The following is a 17,295-nucleotide window of genomic DNA, read 5'->3' as shown; positions in this document are numbered from 1 at the left end:
CGATAAATGAGAATTTATCACTACTCATAATTCATCACTTGTAACTCCTAACTCATCACTCATTTTTCTTGACTACCAGCACTCCCATCATACCGTTCACAATGGGGTAGTGTGTGGCAACAGCAAAACCAACTTGATGAGCTAACTCTATTTGCTCTTTTCCGATGGGAAAGCGGTCTAAGCTGGGACTGATGTAAGCATATTCTTCTTTTAAGCCTAAATAATTGGCAACTGGGACTACGAAACCGTCCAGATACCACTGCTGAAAGGTACGTAGCTGAAAATTACTCGGTCGATGAAAGTCTAAAATTGCAGCTTTAGCACCTGGCTTCAAAACACGGTATAACTCTTGGAGGCTGCGGGGAATATCTTTAACATTTCTTAAACCATAGCCCATTGTTGCGGCATCAAATTGATCATCATCAAAGGGTAAATTTAGCACATCTGCTTCTATCCAGGTGATAGCAGGTTGGGGGTACTGCTTTTGGGAGCGTAATGAAGCAGTTTCTAGCAGATTTGGGGAAAAATCCACTCCGTACACCTGTCCTGTTGCTCCTACACGCCGTGACAAACGTAAGGCTAAATCACCACTCCCGCAACACAAATCAAGTGCAGTATCACCCGATTTAGCTGCACTCCATTTCACTGCCATTTCCTTCCATATTCGATGCTGTCCCAGACTCAACCAGTCGTTCAACTGGTCATAAACTGGAGCAATTCGGTTAAAAATGGACTGAATTTCGTTAGTCATTGGGTATGGGGCATGGGGCATGGGGCATGGGGCATGGGGCATTAGTCATTGGTTTTTGACAAATGACTAATGACTAATGACAATTACACAATGGTTTGATGGTATGCACTACTAGTAAGAGCGATCGCCAGCAGTTGTGCTAATAAATTAACTAGCACTAATTCATCTTCCCGCAAAGTGCAGGATTGTTTCCACTGTAGCGACAATACGCCCAAAAGTTGATTACGGTAGCTAATTGGGATAACTAAATGTGCTTGCACACCCGTATTTTGGTAATGAATAGCATCAACTAGTTTAGTATCTTTAAGTACATTTAAGGAAACTTGCATTTGCCCGGTGGCGATCGCTTCCCTTGTTAGTGGATCTTTAGATAGCCAATTTTCTATTGTACCTGTATCACTGTAAGTTCCTTGAGTTGCAACCAGAGTATTTCCATTTGTAAGTTGTAGGATACATCCTTCTGCGCCAAAAGTCTGACTCACAGCCCTAGCAATTGGAGTGAGAGTTTCCTCTAAGGTAGAAGCTGCTTGAGTTACCTGCACCAAAACACTCAGCAGCGCCATTTGAGCATGAGCACGGCGTAATTCTTCTGTACGTTGCTTGAGCAAGTCGTAGGTTTCTGCTGCTCTTTGCACCACTGCCTTCAGTTCCCCTGGGTCCCAAGGCTTGGTGATATATTTGTAGACTTGCCCGGCATTAATCGCTTCTACCAAGTCTTCAATATCAGTAAATCCGGTGAGAATTATTCTGACCGTATCGGGAAACTGAGGTACAGTCTTACTGAGAAACTCAGTTCCTTTCATTTCTGGCATCCGTTGATCGGAGATAATCACTGCTACCTCGCCTTCTGCTGCCAAAACTTCTAAGGCGTTCACCCCACTATCAGCTTTCAGAACATTAAAGTCCCGTCGAAAGGTACGATAAAGCAGATCGAGATTATCTGGCTCATCGTCAACTACCAGGATTTTCAGCTTTTTTGGTCGTTCGAGAGTCATTACTTGATATTGAAGTTTATCTGTTTCGAGACTGGACTTATCCATAAGATATTTCCTTTAAATATTCACTGTCTTGTTATATTCCATACCAAGTTTAGTTGAGAATAGCTAAAAATTATCAGGGGTTTTCACGTACTTAATTTGCATGTTTAAATACATTTATGATAAGTGCTACAGAGGATATTTGCCTGCTCAAACATCTGAATGAGAAAAAATTGCACTAGAAAAACCAACTAAATCAGCCTAACTATGCCAGTTTTGATCATCGATGAGGTACGTTAACAAATCTCCTTTGGATGCAATGGCCAGTAGGGTCCACATCTGTGCATTGGTGTCAACTTAAGCCCAAACCCCTTTAAAACCTCGTTTCTAGCCTCTGGCTAGAAATGCTCTTCAATTGCGGCAGAGCCGCAAGTCTTGAGGCGGCAGCCCTCCCATTAGGCATTAAGAGTCTCTGACTATTAATGAGACAATCTCTAAAAGCTCTTTCTATACTGGCTTTTACGTTAAGTTAACACCAATGACATCTGTTCGCCCCGGCGATCTCAAAATTCAAGTGGAGATAAGTTTCCACAGATGAACTCAAGGCAGTAGGTCTGGGTAGTTCATAGATTAGAATAGGACTTGCTCATGAGGTTTAATCAACCTCTCAAGTTGAAGCTCGCACTCCGATTATGACTGATCTACCACCCAATGCTCAGAATCCCGAAGAAAATGCTACCAACGATGTGGCACAAGAATTACTGCGAAGGCTGAGGCAAAAACAAGGCAACTGGGTGGAATGGGGAACGGCGATCGCCTCGTTGCTCAAAGCCGGTTACAATCCCCAAGAAATTTTTGAGGCGACTGGGTTTGAGCCAATTCAACAAAATCAGGTGGTTGTTGGTTCTCAAGTTTACAATTCTTTGGAAAAGTTTGGAGCTTCGTCAGCAACGCGATCGCACTATGCCACACGCGGTAGTGATATTTTATACGAACTGCGTTTGCTTACTCAAGAAGAACGCGCCAGCGCCGCCGAACTGATTTTCGTCCAGAAAGTCGATGCCGATGAGGCGCGGGAAGTGGCAAAAGCAATTAAAGAGTTCTCCTATTTCCGCCTTTTGCCAGAAGGGTTTTCTGCCCATCCTGGGGATGCAGTTGCTTACCAAGTTTGGAAACGGGCACGCCAAAATACAGATTTGCAACAGCGATCGCGTCTGATCGCCAAAGGTTTACGCTTTGCTCACACGCCAGAAGCAAGGACAAAAATCGAACAGCTACTGACCGATTTTACTACCGTTCCCCAGCGTCCGGCTCCAATTTTACCTTTTTACCGCCTGGAATCTGAAGAACAATTACCCCGAATCGTTCCCGTAGTAGGCGAGTTGCCATTGTCACGGCAAGACTTGCAAGCTGTGCCCATAGTGACAGAAACTGAACCATTTCGGATGGTAAAGTTTTCTGGAGAGCAAGCTTGGGTACCGTTACCAGGTTGGCAAGTGCTGTTAGCAGCAGAAGATCCAGTGGTAATTATTGCGAATAGCGATCGCTTCCCCATCCAAAACCAAAGCCGAATAGAACCTGTCGTCGTAGTCATAGATCGTGCCCAACGGCAATGGGATGTCTCCAACTACTTTGTCGTTGAAAATGGTGGTGAATTAGATTTTCAGTGGTTTGAAACTGAGCCAGAAATTCCTCTACTAGGACAAATTATTATCATTGTGCGTCCTAAGAAAATTCTGGATGAAGAATTAACTAAGGATTCATGGCAGATTGACGAATAAATTCAATTTTAGACAGGACTAACTCCGTGATTTTATCTGTTAAAACTGTCCAAACAATAGTAGATGGGGCATTGGTTCAATTTTCTGTTTAGCCAATGCCACCAGTTGTTTTAAGTATCTTAACAAGAGCATAAGTTGAACAGTTACGAAGTCACAACCATCACAGAAAAACCCAAATTTTTTCAGATGAAAGTGTCTAAATTTATTGGAATTTTGTCATAAATTTTAATAAGACGCACTGGTTCAACAATCTCAACAGATGTAATATTCGAGCAAAATGCTTAAGAAATTAAGCGTTTTTTTTGTGATTTTAGCTTTTCCGGTATCTTAATATTTTATCACCACAATTATTGAGGAAAAAACAAATTCCTATTTTTTGAATTTAGTTTCATAACGAAACAAACGCAATCGATTTCCTGTTGACAGAAATTACTTAAGGATTGTGCAACATAGCTATTAACCATTTGTAGCTGAACAAGGAGTTTCCCCAAAATGTCTCTCAACAAACGTTGTTTAGCCGAATTTATCGGCACATTCTGGCTTGTTTTAGGTGGCTGTGGTAGTGCTGTTCTAGCCGCAGCCTACACAGCAGATGCCGCAAAAATCAGCGAGAATACTTCTTTTCCATTGGGTATTGGATTAGTAGGTGTATCTTTGGCATTCGGGCTTACTGTCCTCACAGGAGCTTATGCTCTTGGTCATATTTCTGGTGGTCATTTCAACCCAGCTGTTTCCTTTGGACTGTGGGCAGGTAAGCGCTTTCCGGGGTCTGACTTACTACCTTACATCGCGTCTCAAGTAATCGGTGCAGTTGTTGGTGGGGGCATTATCTACCTAATTGCTAGCGGCAAAACTGGATTTTCTCTGACTGGCTCCAACCCATTGGCCACTAATGGCTACGGAACTCACTCCCCAGGTGGTTACACGCTGCTTGCTTGCCTGATTACTGAAGTTGTGATGACTTTCATGTTTCTGCTGATTATTCTGGGTGTGACTGATAGCCGCGCTCCTAAAGGATTTGCACCACTGGCAATTGGTTTTGGGCTTACCTTGATTCACCTGATTAGCATTCCTGTAACCAATACCTCGGTTAATCCTGCTCGTAGTACTGGAGTTGCTATATTTGCAGGCGTAGAACTCTTTTCGCAAGTCTGGCTGTTCTGGATAGCTCCGATCTTGGGGGCTATTTTAGCAGGATGGTTATACGTAGCCGTCTTTAGTGAATCAACTGTGGAGGAACGGCAAAATGTCAAGGAGCGAGTCTAAAAGTCATTTTCAACCGTGCTGTACTAGTAGTTTGTCAAGAAAGAATTGATGGGTAAGCAAGTCCTTACTACGAACTTTTAAAATCAGCCTGACAAAGTACTAGTACAGCACGGCAGAAATAAGCCACCCATTTTAAACGTCTAAAACCCTTACATAAGAGTAATTACGAACTCTGCCAAGCGGTACTAGTCTGCAATTTCTGGTTGTTACAGGAGTTCCTTAAAAGGGGCAATACTTAAATCTGTTTTGTGCTTTTAATCATTAGTGAGAAATTAAGGAGAGATAAATAAGATGGCAATTACTATCGGCAAAGATAGCGTCCAGTCTTCTGTCACCTATACATTGGGTGCCAATTTCAAGAACTTGAAGCTACTCGGAACTAACCCGATCAACGGCACAGGTAACAATCTTAACAATTTGCTCTTTGGTAATAGTGCTAACAACACTCTGAATGGAAAAGCAGGCGATGACACACTAGATGGTAATTTTGGTAATGATATCCTCAATGGTGGCGACGGCAATGATAGTCTCCAAGGCGGGCCTGGCAATGACACACTCAATGGGGGTAATGGAGACGATATCCTGATCGGTGTTTATCCTGGTAGTCTGCTTCCACCTGGATTAGGGGAAACTGATATCTTGATTGGCGGGGCTGGGGCAGATACATTTGTCCTGGGGGACGCTGTAAATGTTTTCTACGACGATAACAACACTACGAATCCTGGTTTTGGGGACTTCGCTACTATTACTGACTTCGATTCTAGCCAAGATCGAATTCAACTCAAAGGAACTCCACAGGACTACCGCCTGCAAGTTGTTGGAGGTAACACACGAATATTCTCAGAGCAACCGGGACAAGCAGATGAGATCATAGGTATTGTGCAGGGGAAAAACAATCTCCAACTTCGTAGTGATGATTTCCTTTTCTATGAACAGGAAGATGCTGGACAAAGTACAAACAACACACTAGGGAACGCTGAAGGGTTAGGCACCTTATCATCAGGCTCAAAAGTTAATATTTCAGGCGAGTTAGCAACAGCTCAATCGGGGAGCAATCCCGATTTTGACTTTTTTACATTTTATTTACCAACTTCAGGAATCATCACTATCAACACAGTGACATCGGGAAAGGCAATTATCGGACTGTTTAAGGATTATGGGACTTTAGTGACCAGTCAAAAATCGTCACCAATTACCGGTTTCCTGAGTGCAGGTTACTACTCCATTTCAGTGAGTAAAGATTCTTTCTTGCCTCAAAATAATGGAACTTTCTTTGGTACCACCTCTGAACCTGATTTTTCCTATACGCTAGGAGTCAGTTTTAAATAAGAACGTTATCAACTTAAAGATTGTACTGACATCAGAAGGCAGATTCAAGGATACTTTTTCTGCTGACTAGGGGGAGACGTTGCCGTGTCTCCCCCAGGACAAACGCATCTAAATTGCGACAAAGTAGTAAATAGAAGTGTATTTAAGGGACTGACAAATAAAAAACATCACAAATCCGAAGGCTTTGCCGGAACCCATAAATTCACAGATGTATCCACGTTTATAGGTGTCAGGTATGTAATTCGTCAGCCCTCGGTACGATGTTATCCCACGATAAATCGATTTTGCTTCACCAAACAGTTGCGATCGCACCTTTGACCTTAGTCCATCGGCTCCAATCAACACATCGTCCTCATCTGCTAAACTACTACTAAAATAGGCACGAACTTTGTTTCCAACTGGCTCGAAACGCTCAAACGCCTGACCCAAAACAGACTGCTCACTCGACAGTTTCCGCCAGAGCAGCGCCTACAAATCAGCACGATGCATGGCTACGGCTGGCACTTCAAAATGATTGGCGCAGAGGTTGATTAATTCTTTGCCCATGTGGGAGAAGAATTAATAATTGGTAATCGGATCACTCTCGCGTAACACCTCGTCCAACACGCCTAACTCCTTTAGGACATGGGTAGCGTTCGGCCAAAGCGCGACTCCTGCCCCAACTTCGCTTAATATTGCCATGCGCTCGTAAACAATGGGTTCAAATCCAGCACGATAAAGAGCAAGCGCGGTTGCAGTGCCACCGATGCCGCCGCCAATCAAAATAATTTTCTTTGCTGTTAGCATTTTCATATAGCTATTAGCTAATTGATTTACAATTAAATATTTGTCACCACAGATAAACACTAATGATTTTTCATATCTGCGGTTTTGGAATTAAATCCCAAATCTAAAATATAAAGTTTTATCATGTCAAATACTAATTTTACTGCTGTACCTTCGGAATCACTCCACTCAGAATTATCTGGGCGATCGTCTGTTCTTCTTTTACGAGAGAAGATTATCGCAATCCGCAACACTCTACGTCCTGGACAGCAACAAATGGCTGACTGGCAATCTGGCCCTCTGGCTATTTCTGCCGTTCCTGGCGCAGGTAAATCCACTGGTATGGCGGCGGCGGCAGCGATCGCGATCGCACGTCAATATGAGCGTTCATCCTTCCGCAGTCACTTGGTAGTTGTGACTTTTACTCGCTCGGCTGCTGCCAATATTAAAGCGAAGATTCGCAAATTCTTACGAGATGATTTATCGCTACCTCAGATGGGCTTTTTTGTCTATACCCTACATGGTCTAGCTTTAAACATTGCCAGCCGCCATTCTGATTTGTCAGGTTTGCAGTTAGAAAATATCACATTAATTACACCAACCCAAAGTCACCGCTTTATCAGAACAGCCGTAGAGCAATGGATTGTAAATAATCCAGGAGTATATTTGCGGTTATTAGAAGGTCATCAATTTGACGGAGAAGAGACAGAAAGGTTGCGTCGCCAATCTGTACTGCGAACAGAAGTATTACCGGAATTGGCTAATACGGTAATTCATGAAGCAAAAAGTTCGGGGATATCGCAAGAATTGTTACGGGAGTGGAGTAAACAAACCACAGATGAATATGCAATTTTAAACGTAGCGGCGGGATTGTATGAGCAATATCAAAACTTAATGCGATCGCGTGATTTCATCGACTATGACGATATGATTTTAGCCGCACTGCGCGTTTTAGAAAATGACAGTGCCCGTCGCATCGAGCAAAACCAAGTATTCGCCGTCTTTGAAGACGAAGCCCAAGATTCTAGCCCCCTTCAGACGCAGCTGTTAGAAATTTTGGCAAGTGATGGGGGAGATGGGGGAGATAATTCTTCAGTCCTAACTCCTAACTCCCCACTCCCCATTACCCCTTATCCCCAGAGGGGGCCCCACCTTCCCCACTCCCCACTCAACTTAGTCAGAGTCGGCGACCCCAACCAGGCGATTAACTCCACCTTCACCCCAGCCGATCCGATTTATTTTCGGCAATTTTGCGAAGAGTGCGATCGCATTAAACGATTGGCAACGATGGATCAAGCTGGACGTAGTACTAGAATTATCATTGAAGCTGCTAACTTTGCCCTCAAATGGATCAATAATCAGTCGTTAGCAGCAGCGAACAACAAACAACAGACTCCTGTCAACCGACAAGTACCATTTCGCTTGCAGACAATTCGCCCTGTTGAAGTTGGTGACCCACAAACTAACGCTAACCCTGCACCAGTTGGACGAGGACTAGAACTTTATACACCGCGTGACATCCATCAGACCGTTGAATTGTTATCTCAAAGGGTGATTGAATTATTTGGCGAAGACCCAACAAAAAATAGTGCCGCGATTTTAGTGCGAGAAAATCGCCAAGGACGATGGTTAGCAGAGGCTCTCACACTTATGTGCAAAGAGCATAATATTATACTTTATGATGTAGGAGAACGCGATCGCCGTTCCCATGTCCCGCAAGAAATTTTAGCATTACTACAATTTTGCGATCGCCCCCACTCCCCCGATTACCTCAAAGCCGCACTAGAAGCATTAGTACAACGCCAATTAATTCCTACCCAAGACCTCAACGCTCTTGCTAGTTTACCAGAAGAGTTTTTGTATCCTGGCCCCCTAGCAGCACCCCAGTCAGAAACTGTCCAAAAAGCCGCTCGCTTATGTCGCAGCTTACTCCGCGCTCGCTTGGAGTTGCCCCTGTACCAACTAATTTCCTTTCTCGCCTTGACCTTAAATTACGATCAGGCAGAATTAGCAACTGCTGACAAACTCGCAGAACGGGTAAACCAGCAGATAGCTGGTAATAGTTCGATGGGGGGAATGCTGTCAGCTTTAAGTGAAATCGTCAGTTCCGAACGGTTTGAACCAGTGGAAACCGAGGATTCGGAAGAACGTTACACTCGTCGCGGTCAACTGACCATTATTACGATGCACAAAGCCAAAGGGCTAGATTGGGACTATGTGTTTCTTCCTTTTCTCCACGAAAACTTGATTCCTGGCAGATTTTGGGTTCCTCCCCAAAGCCAATTTTTAGGGGATTTTACCTTATCAGAAGTAGCCCGCGCCCAAATTCGTGCTGCTCTCCACGGAGAATCTACCATACCAGATGTTACACAAGCATGGGAACAAGCAAAGCACTTGAAAATATCTGAGGAGTACCGTTTGCTCTACGTTGCGATGACACGAGCAAAGCGTCTGGTGTGGATGTCAGCAGCACAGAAAGCCCCCTTTACTTGGAGTAAGCCGGACAATTTACAAGAACAAGCGCCTTGTCCGGTTTTTCCAGCATTAAAGCGCCAGTTCCCTGAATGTGTGATGAATTTAGCGGCAATGACCAAACAAGCGTGATGAAAACTCTTAAGAAATTGAATGGAATCCACAGTTACTAGAGCATCGATTCAGTAATCAAAAACCTAACCCCCACAGCCCCCTTCCCTACAAGCGAAGGGCAGGGTGGTTTCATAGGAAAAAAGAAAAATACATAAGTTTTGATTTCTTGTCTTGTAGCATGGATTTTTACCTCTCTCCAAACCTCTCCCCCACCGGGGGAGAGGCTTTGAAACCTAGTTTTGGTTTTTCTCTCTGCTTGTATGAAACTAGCCTGCTTCCCTACAAGGGAAGGGGGAGCTAATAGGGGTGTTAGAATAATTCATAATTGTTACCCCACAACTTCAGTCGAGGGTTTAAAAAAGCCAAGCTGTTTTTTCTCCCCATCAATGAATTGAGGAGCTTGTACCACTAATTACGAATTACAAATTAATAATTATTCGGTCATAGTTTCTACTGGATGCAGGGCAATCATTTATCATTCTAGCCATCTATGGCAGTAGATGGCTTTCAGGCACAATGAGACGTTTTATGAACAAGAATTTATTTAATGACCGATGGGAAAAAACTCAACCAGAACCAATTGGACAGGGTGGGCAAGGTTCGATATATCTTGTCAAAGATGTGCATGATTCAACAACACCAGAAAAAACTTTTGCTCTCAAAAAATTGACTAACAATAAAAGGCTTTTGAGATTTAAACAGGAAATAGAAACAATTCTGGAATTAAACAAAAAGCAATATTCAGGAATATTTCCTATCTTAGATTATTCTTTCGATAAAGAACCCTATTATTTTGTAACTGAGTATTATGGAAACAATATATTGAGTAAAAATGCCCCGATGGAAGTTATTCCAGCTCTTATAAATTTTATAAAAATATGTGAAACTGTAAGCTATATACATGACAACAATATAGTACACCGTGATTTAAAACCAGATAATATTGTTTTAGATGATAAAGAACAACCCATAATTCTTGACTTTGGTTTATGTTTTAATTTTAATTTAAATTTAAATTCTGATACAGATGATGATTTAAATGATAGTTTTCGGCTAACACAAACTATTGAGCAAATAGGCTCTAGATTTTATATTCCACCAGAGCTAGAGAATGGACGCACAGATAAAATCAGCAAACAATCTGATTCTTATACTTTGGGTAAAATATTATATTTTTTATTGACTGGTAAAACTTTTTCTAGAGAAAACTACGATAATTTGGCAACTCTATTAAATAATTCTCAACTTGACTACATAACAGGGAGAATATTATCTAAAACTGTAATAGAGAATGTTGAAAGCCGATTAACTTCTGCCAACATAAGAGAAGAAGCAATAAAAATTAAACGTTTGATTAGTGGAGGTTTTTATCCTAATAAAATTGATTCAATTTGTAGATTTTGCGGCGAAGGAATTTATAAAGCTGTTCAATCTGGACTTTTGAAAACCTCTTTATATCCAGAGAGAGAGCCAAATAATAAATTGGCAAGTTATTATCTACAGATGACAGAGAGAAGTTTATTTGATAGTTCAATCCCTTTTGAAGCTATAGCCTGTAATGTATGTGGTAATATGCAGTTTTTTATAATTAACCAATCAGACCTTTAATATAATTTAATTTTTTTTCAAAAAGTGTCCAGATTTTTAGCTACTCAAAATGCTACTCAATTAATACCTGGAACCATTGTAAATTAGGGCTATAATGGTTTTTTTAGATCTATTGCCATCAGCCAAAAATCTGAATATTCCCCTTCATGCAGTTTATGTGCTGGCAATAGCTTTACTTTCACAAAACCACATTTTTCATATTAGCAAATAGCGCGAGGATTGTCAATGTGCGGGTCGATGACAATTTTATAAGATGGCAGTTCTTCAAATCTTGCATTAGACGAATAGCTATTTCGCCTTTTTGAATCAGCATATTTTTTGGATATATATTTTTTGAGCAACTATTTAAATAATAAATATAGTTTGTTCAAAATATTTATCCTTTAGCATGAGTTGTGAATAAAGGAAGGTAAATAAAATCTCTGCTTCGTGAAAATTAAATTCCTCTTAAACCCATGCTTTTGGCTGAGTCAAACAATTTTTAAATCAGCGATGCAATGAGATTAATACTCATAGCTAAAATGGTGGTATTGAAAAAGAAGGATAATATGCTATGTAACAGAGTCAAGCGCCTCATATCAGGTGATGTCGTCTCTACATCGGAAACTTGACTAGTCATGCCAACTACAAAAGAATAATATAAAAATTCCCAATAGTCTGGACAGTCGTTATGAGGAAAATCTAAACCTCCCGTGATTTCTTCACTATTATTACGATTAATATATTTGTAATAGCTATGTGCATATTGCACTGCAAACATCGTATGCACTAGTAACCACGAACTGACAATGGTTATAATTGAAAGTATGACATGTAGGTTAAGCAGAATTTTTGACAACCCTTTTTTATCAGTTAGTAAAAATACAATGGCTAAAACACTAGCACAAGCAGCAGCGATCACCAGCAAAAATATAGCCAGATGTCCTTCATATTCATTCTCAGCATAACGGCGAATTTTTTGTGGGGTAGCCTTGATCATTTTCCACCACGTCACGGCTAAGAAAAAGTCAACACCGGAGTTCCAAGCGCAGAGAATGCGAGTGGGTAAGTGCAGCCAAGGCGGAAGGATTAATGAAACGAATACAGCGAGCCCGATAGCAATGATTAGTCGGGGTCGGGTGTCAAAGTTTTTAAAGAAATTAAGTCTCACAAATTTTGCGATCGCAGATGTTATCCAGTCCAGTTTAACTAAATGGTAATTCATAATTGAATTACCATTTACGAATTATTTTAACTTGGCTCTAATCGTCTCTATTCGTTGACGATTGACACCCAAATCGCTTTGACCTAAGCGTGAGGCTGAACGCATTTGTATAACATTAGCATTTCGGTCTAGATAGAATTCGACATCATCCACAAATCCTAGTAAAGCACTTTTAAATTCTGCATATAAATAATCTTTACTTTCGGTAATGATTTTGGTTCTTGGTAAGGACTGAATAATCTTTTTGAGATTAGTAATCGCTTCTTCTGGAGTAGATGTAAAAGTCAGTGGTGCAATTTTGTGAGTTGCATCTGCACTCTGACTAGAAACGCAGTTAGGGGAATTAGGGCAGGATGCTAATTTCCCGTTGTTAACACCTAAATTATTTGGTGGTTTGCCAGCAAATACCATAATTATCTCTCCGGGTAAATGAATAAGTATACTCTCACACATTTATTTAAATCACTATAATACTTTGCCGCGTAGACGCTTATAAGGCTTGTCGTCAGACATCGCATCTTCTGGCAAATGACAGATTCACTAAAACATCGGTGATGCGTTCGCTCTATGATCCGGTAAGTATCGTCTAGGCGAACACAGATTATGACGCAAACAATTTCAATCAATGACTCTGGGCGCTTGCAACTCACACCGCTAGAAATCCCATCCCGTTTACTGTTAGGGCCTGGGCCATCAAATGCCCATCCCACAGTTCTCCAAGCGATGAATACCTCACCCGTTGGGCATCTTGACCCAGCTTTTCTCGCACTCATGGATGAAATTCAATCGTTGCTACGCTACGTATGGCAAACAGAAAACCCACTTACCATTGCAGTCAGTGGTACGGGAACAGCCGCAATGGAAGCAACCATCGCCAATGCTGTAGAACCCGGTGATGTGGTTTTAATTGGTGTAGCTGGTTACTTCGGTAATCGCCTTGTGGATATGGCTGGACGTTATGGTGCTGATGTGCGAAGCATTACCAAACCTTGGGGACAAGTTTTTAAGCTGGATGAACTTCAAACTGCTTTAAAAACTCATCGTCCAGCTATTTTAGCTCTAGTTGATGCCGAAACCTCCACCGGCGCACGTCAACCATTGGAAGGAGTCGCTGATTTGTGTCGCGAATTTGGCACTTTGCTGCTGGTGGATACGGTAACAAGTTTGGGTGGTGTCCCCTTGTTTTTGGATGCTTGGGGAGTTGACCTAGCCTATAGTTGTAGCCAAAAAGGGTTGGGTTGCCCGCCTGGTGCTTCGCCCTTTACAATGAATGCGCGTGCAGTTGAGAAATTGCAACGGCGCCAAACAAAGGTGACAAATTGGTATTTAGATATGTTGTTGCTGGGCAAGTATTGGGGCCCTGAACGCACCTATCACCACACAGCACCGATTAATTTATACTATGCATTGCGGGAAGCATTACGTTTGCTTGCAGAAGAAGGGTTAGCAAACTCCTGGCAGCGACATCAAAAAAACGTAGAATATCTCTGGGAAGGGTTGGAAAATTTAGGATTGAGTATGCACGTTGAGCAAGAGTATAGACTGCCAACGCTTACCACTAGACCTATCCACAAATAAACCTCAAAATAGCTGAAACCCTTACATAGCTGACTTTTTAGCTTATATAAAACAGGAACCTCTAAAACCCTCTCCAGAGCTAGGTTTCAGCCAAATAAAGTTCTCATTTCCGGATAAGTCTACTGTTTGCATTCCAACAGGGGTAGATGGTAAAGCGATCGCTCGGCAATTACTTAATGAACATAATATTGAAATTGGCGGTGGTCTTGGCGAACTCGCTGGTAAAGTTTGGCGCGTGGGATTGATGGGCTTTAATAGTCGTAGGGAAAGCGTTGACCAACTTTTAGCAGCACTACGGCAAGTTTTGCCTAAGTAGTTTTGTTCACGTTATGTAGGACTCATATTTGATTTTTGAACAATTAAGCCGCTTAGAAACTTCACTACAAAGCTTTCCTTGGCAGTATACTGAGCAAGATTCAAGTAGGATTCCTATATATCTGTTAAATATTTCTCACTAGCTCACTGCGAGAAAAAACCAACAACCAGCAGAGGCAAGAGTATTAGGATACAAACAATCAAAACGAGGGTTGCCGGATCAATTTTAATGTGGTTCTGGTGTGGATCGCGCATTTGGCACTCTCTCGAACAATTAAGTATATCAACTCAGAGTATGTCACTAACTTTATCGCCTCATCGGCTTATTTCTTCCAAGGTAGTTTAGTCCCCATTTCAGTTAATGCAGAAAAGATGAGATAGAGAATGAGGAACGCAACGCCCGCAAAAAAAGCCAGTAAATCGTTATCCATAAGTGCTATTTGCTAAAACTTGGCTGATCATAGCGAAATCAACTAATCTTTACGTCTGTCCAAGAGAAGGGTGATGCTAGTAACGCTGTTCCTTATCTTGTGGAATGTCAAAAGCTGTTTGGATTAGTTAAAGTAAGGCGTAAGCGCCACCCTTGAGATTGACGCTTACACCTAACAAATTGGTTAGGTTTCAAATATTTTCGTAGGGTGCGTTAGCAAGTGCCTTGGCGACTAGAAGTCGCGGCTATACAGACTTGTATTGAGCGGAGTCAAAATACAAAACCCGCCTGCGTGAGTTAAAACGACTGAGTTATATTCAGTAGTAATCGTCTAGCTTTTGCGTCATACTATTTGTGTCAATTGAAATAATTTTTACATAAACTCAATTTGTAGTGAATTTATGGTAACTGTAACACTAACGGCTGTTGCTACTGCGATCGCAACAACACTTTGGACTAAAGCGCAGGAGGAAATCGGCAAAAACATTGGTCATGCTGTATCGATGGCTCCTGGTAAGTTAATAGAATTACTCCGCCAGAAGAATAAATCGCCATTACTCACCACTGCTGTTGAGGGAAATGAACCGCAGCGTTTAGATTATGGTCAAGCAGTGCTGGAACTGAAAGCAGCAGCAGACACAGACCCAGAAATTGCTCAAGCTGTTGTGGAAGTGGAAGCAGCAGCAAAAGCAGAACCAAAACTCACTCAAAAAATTCAAGAAATCGAAAATACTCTCAAGTCTCAACAGCCAACCATTCAAAATCTGACGCAGCTAGCAGAAAAAATTGGGGTTGTAAATCAAGGACAAATAAATAACCAAATTAATAACTTCAACTTTTGACTACAGTCGTCTCAAGGGGAGGATGGGACAAAGTTAACTCTCGATGACTGGCGCAAAGTCTGCCGTGAATTGTTGGCAGAACGGCGAAAGCTGACTACAAATCCTCTGACATCAACTGAAGGAGTCACCCTGCAAGTTGATGATGTTTACGTGCCACTGGGATTAGTTGAGCGCAAAAAACAATCTAAGCGTCAGGGTGATATTTCTCCAGAAAAGGGGTCAGAACTGTACAAGGAGACAGAAATCACCAAAACATTTGAGCATGATGCTTTTCTAGATGAAGTTCTCAAACAGAAGAATACGGCTAAAAGTCAAGGTAAGCGAATTGCGATTATTGGCGAACCAGGAGCAGGAAAGACAACACTTTTACAGCAGATTGCTGATTGGGTATCTCGTGAGATTGACCAATCGATTGTCATTTGGGTATCTTTAGCAGATTTGCGAGGTCAGGAACTAAAAGCTTATCTGTTCGAGAGTTGGTTAATTCAAATTGCCGAAAAAACAGGTAAAGCTGAACCCACTGAGCAACTGAAGAATGATTTTGTTGCTCTGTTTAATCAAAATAATGTCTGGCTGTTGCTAGATGGGTTAGATGAAATGTCCGCATCTTCAGGTAATCCTCTTACAGAAATTGCATGGCAATTCCGTGAAGCAGGATTAATTTCTCAAGCGCGAATTCTGCTGACTTGTCGGGTTAATCTGTGGGATGGCAACAGTATTGCACTTAATGATTTTGATACCTATCGCAGTTTAGATTTTTCTTATCCACAACAGGTAGAGAAATTTATTCACAAATGGTTCGCTGCTATTCCCGAAACTGGGAAGCGATTATGCGCTGCTTTGAAAGAATCAGGTAAAGAACGGATTCAAGATTTAGTGAAAAATCCTCTGCGGTTGACACTGCTGTGCTTGAATTGGCAATCAGGAGATGGTAAATTACCCAATACTCAAGCGGGACTCTATCAGCAATTTGTTAATGACTTCTACAAGTGGAAAGAACAGGAATTTGCGACAACATCTGACCAGCGTCAGCAACTCAATGTCAAACTAGGGGAATTAGCTAAAAAAGCAATAGACAAGGAAGCAACCCGTTTTCGCTTGCGGGAGGATTTTGTTAGTCAGTTTCTGGGGAATGCTGATGATGAAAAGTCGCTGCTAAAATTGGCACTCAATCGCGGCTGGCTGAACTGTGTAGGGATAGATACAAATAGAAAACCTGTTTACGCTTTCTTTCATGCTTCATTTCAAGAGTACTTTGCTGCTAAAGCAATTGATAACGGGGATTTCTTTCTCAAGCACGTTCCGAAAAATCCCAGTCAAGGAATTTATCGCATCTTTGAACCGCAATGGAAGCAAACAATATTACTTTGGCTAGGGCGAGAAGAAGAAAACCTCAAGCAGCAAAAGCAAAAGTTTATTGATGCTTTAGTAAATTTGAAAGATGGATGTCAAAAAGTTTATGAATATCGCGCCTATTTTTTAGCCGCCGCAGGAATTGCAGAGTTTAGGGATTATTTCAGAGCAGAGGAAATAGTAACACAAATTGTCAAGTGGACAATTGATAGTCCGAGTTCAATCGAAGAGGAAGCTAGGTCGGCATTGCAACAAACAGACCGCACAAAAGCGATCGCCACCTTGGTGCAACTGCTGCAATCAACAACTGTGGATGACTCCACCTGTTGGCAGGCAGCATCAAGGTTAGGGGAAATCGGCACTGGCAATGAAATTGCGATCGCCGCCTTGGTGCAACTGCTGCAATCAACTACTGTGGATGACTCCACCCGTAGGCTGGCAGCATCAAGCTTAGTGGAAATCGGCACTGGCAATGAAATTGCGATCGCCGCCTTGGTGCAACTGCTGCAA

13 protein-coding genes and 3 pseudogenes are annotated in these 17,295 nt (G+C 41.9%); 9 read left to right on the top strand and 7 right to left on the bottom strand.

The window, feature by feature from the left end:
* Positions 1 to 55 precede the first annotated feature (55 nt).
* Together ubiE and PUQ00_RS00075 are read right to left on the bottom strand one after the other, a co-directional pair.
* The gene (gene ubiE, locus PUQ00_RS00080) at positions 56 to 751 is read right to left on the bottom strand and encodes a bifunctional demethylmenaquinone methyltransferase/2-methoxy-6-polyprenyl-1,4-benzoquinol methylase UbiE (RefSeq protein WP_300412145.1); all 696 of its coding nucleotides are present in this window, start codon (positions 749 to 751) and stop codon (positions 56 to 58) included.
* 83 nt (positions 752 to 834) lie between these two features.
* On the bottom strand, positions 835 to 1,791 hold the full coding sequence (locus PUQ00_RS00075) for a response regulator (RefSeq protein ID WP_300411849.1): 957 nt from the start codon (positions 1,789 to 1,791) through the stop codon (positions 835 to 837).
* Positions 1,792 to 2,420: 629 nt separating this feature from the next.
* On the opposite strand from PUQ00_RS00075, the gene PUQ00_RS00070 reads away from it, so the two are divergent.
* From PUQ00_RS00070 to PUQ00_RS00060, 3 genes are all read left to right on the top strand, one after another.
* Positions 2,421 to 3,509 carry a RuBisCO accumulation factor 1 gene (locus tag PUQ00_RS00070; RefSeq protein ID WP_300411848.1) on the top strand — a complete coding sequence of 363 codons (1,089 nt, stop codon included), beginning with the start codon at positions 2,421 to 2,423 and terminating at the stop codon, positions 3,507 to 3,509.
* 492 nt (positions 3,510 to 4,001) lie between these two features.
* Positions 4,002 to 4,775 (top strand): aquaporin Z, encoded by a 774-nt coding sequence (gene aqpZ, locus PUQ00_RS00065; RefSeq protein WP_300411847.1) that lies wholly within the window; start codon positions 4,002 to 4,004, stop codon positions 4,773 to 4,775.
* Between the two features lie 291 nt (positions 4,776 to 5,066).
* Complete coding sequence (locus PUQ00_RS00060; protein ID WP_300411846.1) at positions 5,067 to 6,104, top strand: hypothetical protein; 1,038 nt, start codon at positions 5,067 to 5,069, stop codon at positions 6,102 to 6,104.
* 108 nt (positions 6,105 to 6,212) lie between these two features.
* Here the strand turns inward: PUQ00_RS00060 and PUQ00_RS00055 are convergent, their stop codons facing one another.
* Both PUQ00_RS00055 and PUQ00_RS00050 read right to left on the bottom strand, forming a co-directional pair.
* The gene (locus PUQ00_RS00055) at positions 6,213 to 6,533 is read right to left on the bottom strand and encodes a hypothetical protein (RefSeq protein WP_300411845.1); all 321 of its coding nucleotides are present in this window, start codon (positions 6,531 to 6,533) and stop codon (positions 6,213 to 6,215) included.
* 129 nt (positions 6,534 to 6,662) lie between these two features.
* Complete coding sequence (locus PUQ00_RS00050) at positions 6,663 to 6,890, bottom strand: FAD-dependent monooxygenase (protein WP_300411844.1); 228 nt, start codon at positions 6,888 to 6,890, stop codon at positions 6,663 to 6,665.
* 123 nt (positions 6,891 to 7,013) lie between these two features.
* On the opposite strand from PUQ00_RS00050, the gene PUQ00_RS00045 reads away from it, so the two are divergent.
* Positions 7,014 to 9,473 (top strand): ATP-dependent helicase, encoded by a 2,460-nt coding sequence (locus PUQ00_RS00045; protein ID WP_300411843.1) that lies wholly within the window; start codon positions 7,014 to 7,016, stop codon positions 9,471 to 9,473.
* Between the two features lie 510 nt (positions 9,474 to 9,983).
* Positions 9,984 to 11,063 (top strand): serine/threonine-protein kinase, encoded by a 1,080-nt coding sequence (locus PUQ00_RS00040; protein WP_300411841.1) that lies wholly within the window; start codon positions 9,984 to 9,986, stop codon positions 11,061 to 11,063.
* A gap of 89 nt (positions 11,064 to 11,152) precedes the next feature.
* Here PUQ00_RS00040 and PUQ00_RS00035 read toward each other — a convergent pair.
* From PUQ00_RS00035 to PUQ00_RS00025, 3 genes and pseudogenes are all read right to left on the bottom strand, one after another.
* Positions 11,153 to 11,332, bottom strand: a pseudogene (locus PUQ00_RS00035) (GNAT family protein); the annotation flags it as partial.
* 212 nt (positions 11,333 to 11,544) lie between these two features.
* Positions 11,545 to 12,267: a DUF1345 domain-containing protein gene (locus PUQ00_RS00030; RefSeq protein ID WP_300411839.1), complete on the bottom strand. Its 723-nt coding sequence runs from the start codon at positions 12,265 to 12,267 to the stop codon at positions 11,545 to 11,547.
* Between the two features lie 21 nt (positions 12,268 to 12,288).
* Complete coding sequence (locus PUQ00_RS00025; RefSeq protein ID WP_300411837.1) at positions 12,289 to 12,678, bottom strand: DUF1499 domain-containing protein; 390 nt, start codon at positions 12,676 to 12,678, stop codon at positions 12,289 to 12,291.
* A gap of 192 nt (positions 12,679 to 12,870) precedes the next feature.
* Here PUQ00_RS00025 and PUQ00_RS00020 point away from each other — a divergent pair.
* From PUQ00_RS00020 to PUQ00_RS00005, 4 genes and pseudogenes are all read left to right on the top strand, one after another.
* Positions 12,871 to 13,827: pseudogene (locus tag PUQ00_RS00020) on the top strand (alanine--glyoxylate aminotransferase family protein); the annotation flags it as partial.
* A 136-nt stretch (positions 13,828 to 13,963) separates the two neighbouring features.
* Positions 13,964 to 14,161: pseudogene (locus tag PUQ00_RS00015) on the top strand (alanine--glyoxylate aminotransferase family protein); the annotation flags it as partial.
* 830 nt (positions 14,162 to 14,991) lie between these two features.
* Positions 14,992 to 15,432 (top strand): hypothetical protein, encoded by a 441-nt coding sequence (locus PUQ00_RS00010; protein WP_300411831.1) that lies wholly within the window; start codon positions 14,992 to 14,994, stop codon positions 15,430 to 15,432.
* Between the two features lie 72 nt (positions 15,433 to 15,504).
* Positions 15,505 to 17,295 (top strand): NACHT domain-containing protein (locus tag PUQ00_RS00005; RefSeq protein WP_300411828.1); only part of this gene is annotated, 1,791 nt, incomplete at its 3' end.

The organism is Nostoc sp. S13, from assembly GCF_029379315.1.
GTDB lineage: Bacteria > Cyanobacteriota > Cyanobacteriia > Cyanobacteriales > Nostocaceae > Nostoc.
Note: the sequence above shows the minus strand (reverse complement) of the source record. Positions and strands in the feature narration are given on the sequence as shown.

Bases quoted from the DNA above. Each gene is read 5' to 3' on its own strand.
- ubiE (WP_300412145.1), bottom strand. From the start codon at position 751: ATGACTAACGAAATTCAGTCCATTTTTAACCGAATTGCTCCAGTTTAT.
- PUQ00_RS00075 (WP_300411849.1), bottom strand. From the start codon at position 1,791: ATGGATAAGTCCAGTCTCGAAACAGATAAACTTCAATATCAAGTAATG.
- PUQ00_RS00070 (WP_300411848.1), top strand. From the start codon at position 2,421: ATGACTGATCTACCACCCAATGCTCAGAATCCCGAAGAAAATGCTACC.
- aqpZ (WP_300411847.1), top strand. From the start codon at position 4,002: ATGTCTCTCAACAAACGTTGTTTAGCCGAATTTATCGGCACATTCTGG.
- PUQ00_RS00060 (WP_300411846.1), top strand. From the start codon at position 5,067: ATGGCAATTACTATCGGCAAAGATAGCGTCCAGTCTTCTGTCACCTAT.
- PUQ00_RS00050 (WP_300411844.1), bottom strand. From the start codon at position 6,890: ATGCTAACAGCAAAGAAAATTATTTTGATTGGCGGCGGCATCGGTGGC.
- PUQ00_RS00045 (WP_300411843.1), top strand. From the start codon at position 7,014: ATGTCAAATACTAATTTTACTGCTGTACCTTCGGAATCACTCCACTCA.
- PUQ00_RS00040 (WP_300411841.1), top strand. From the start codon at position 9,984: ATGAACAAGAATTTATTTAATGACCGATGGGAAAAAACTCAACCAGAA.
- PUQ00_RS00030 (WP_300411839.1), bottom strand. From the start codon at position 12,267: ATGAATTACCATTTAGTTAAACTGGACTGGATAACATCTGCGATCGCA.
- PUQ00_RS00025 (WP_300411837.1), bottom strand. From the start codon at position 12,678: ATGGTATTTGCTGGCAAACCACCAAATAATTTAGGTGTTAACAACGGG.
- PUQ00_RS00010 (WP_300411831.1), top strand. From the start codon at position 14,992: ATGGTAACTGTAACACTAACGGCTGTTGCTACTGCGATCGCAACAACA.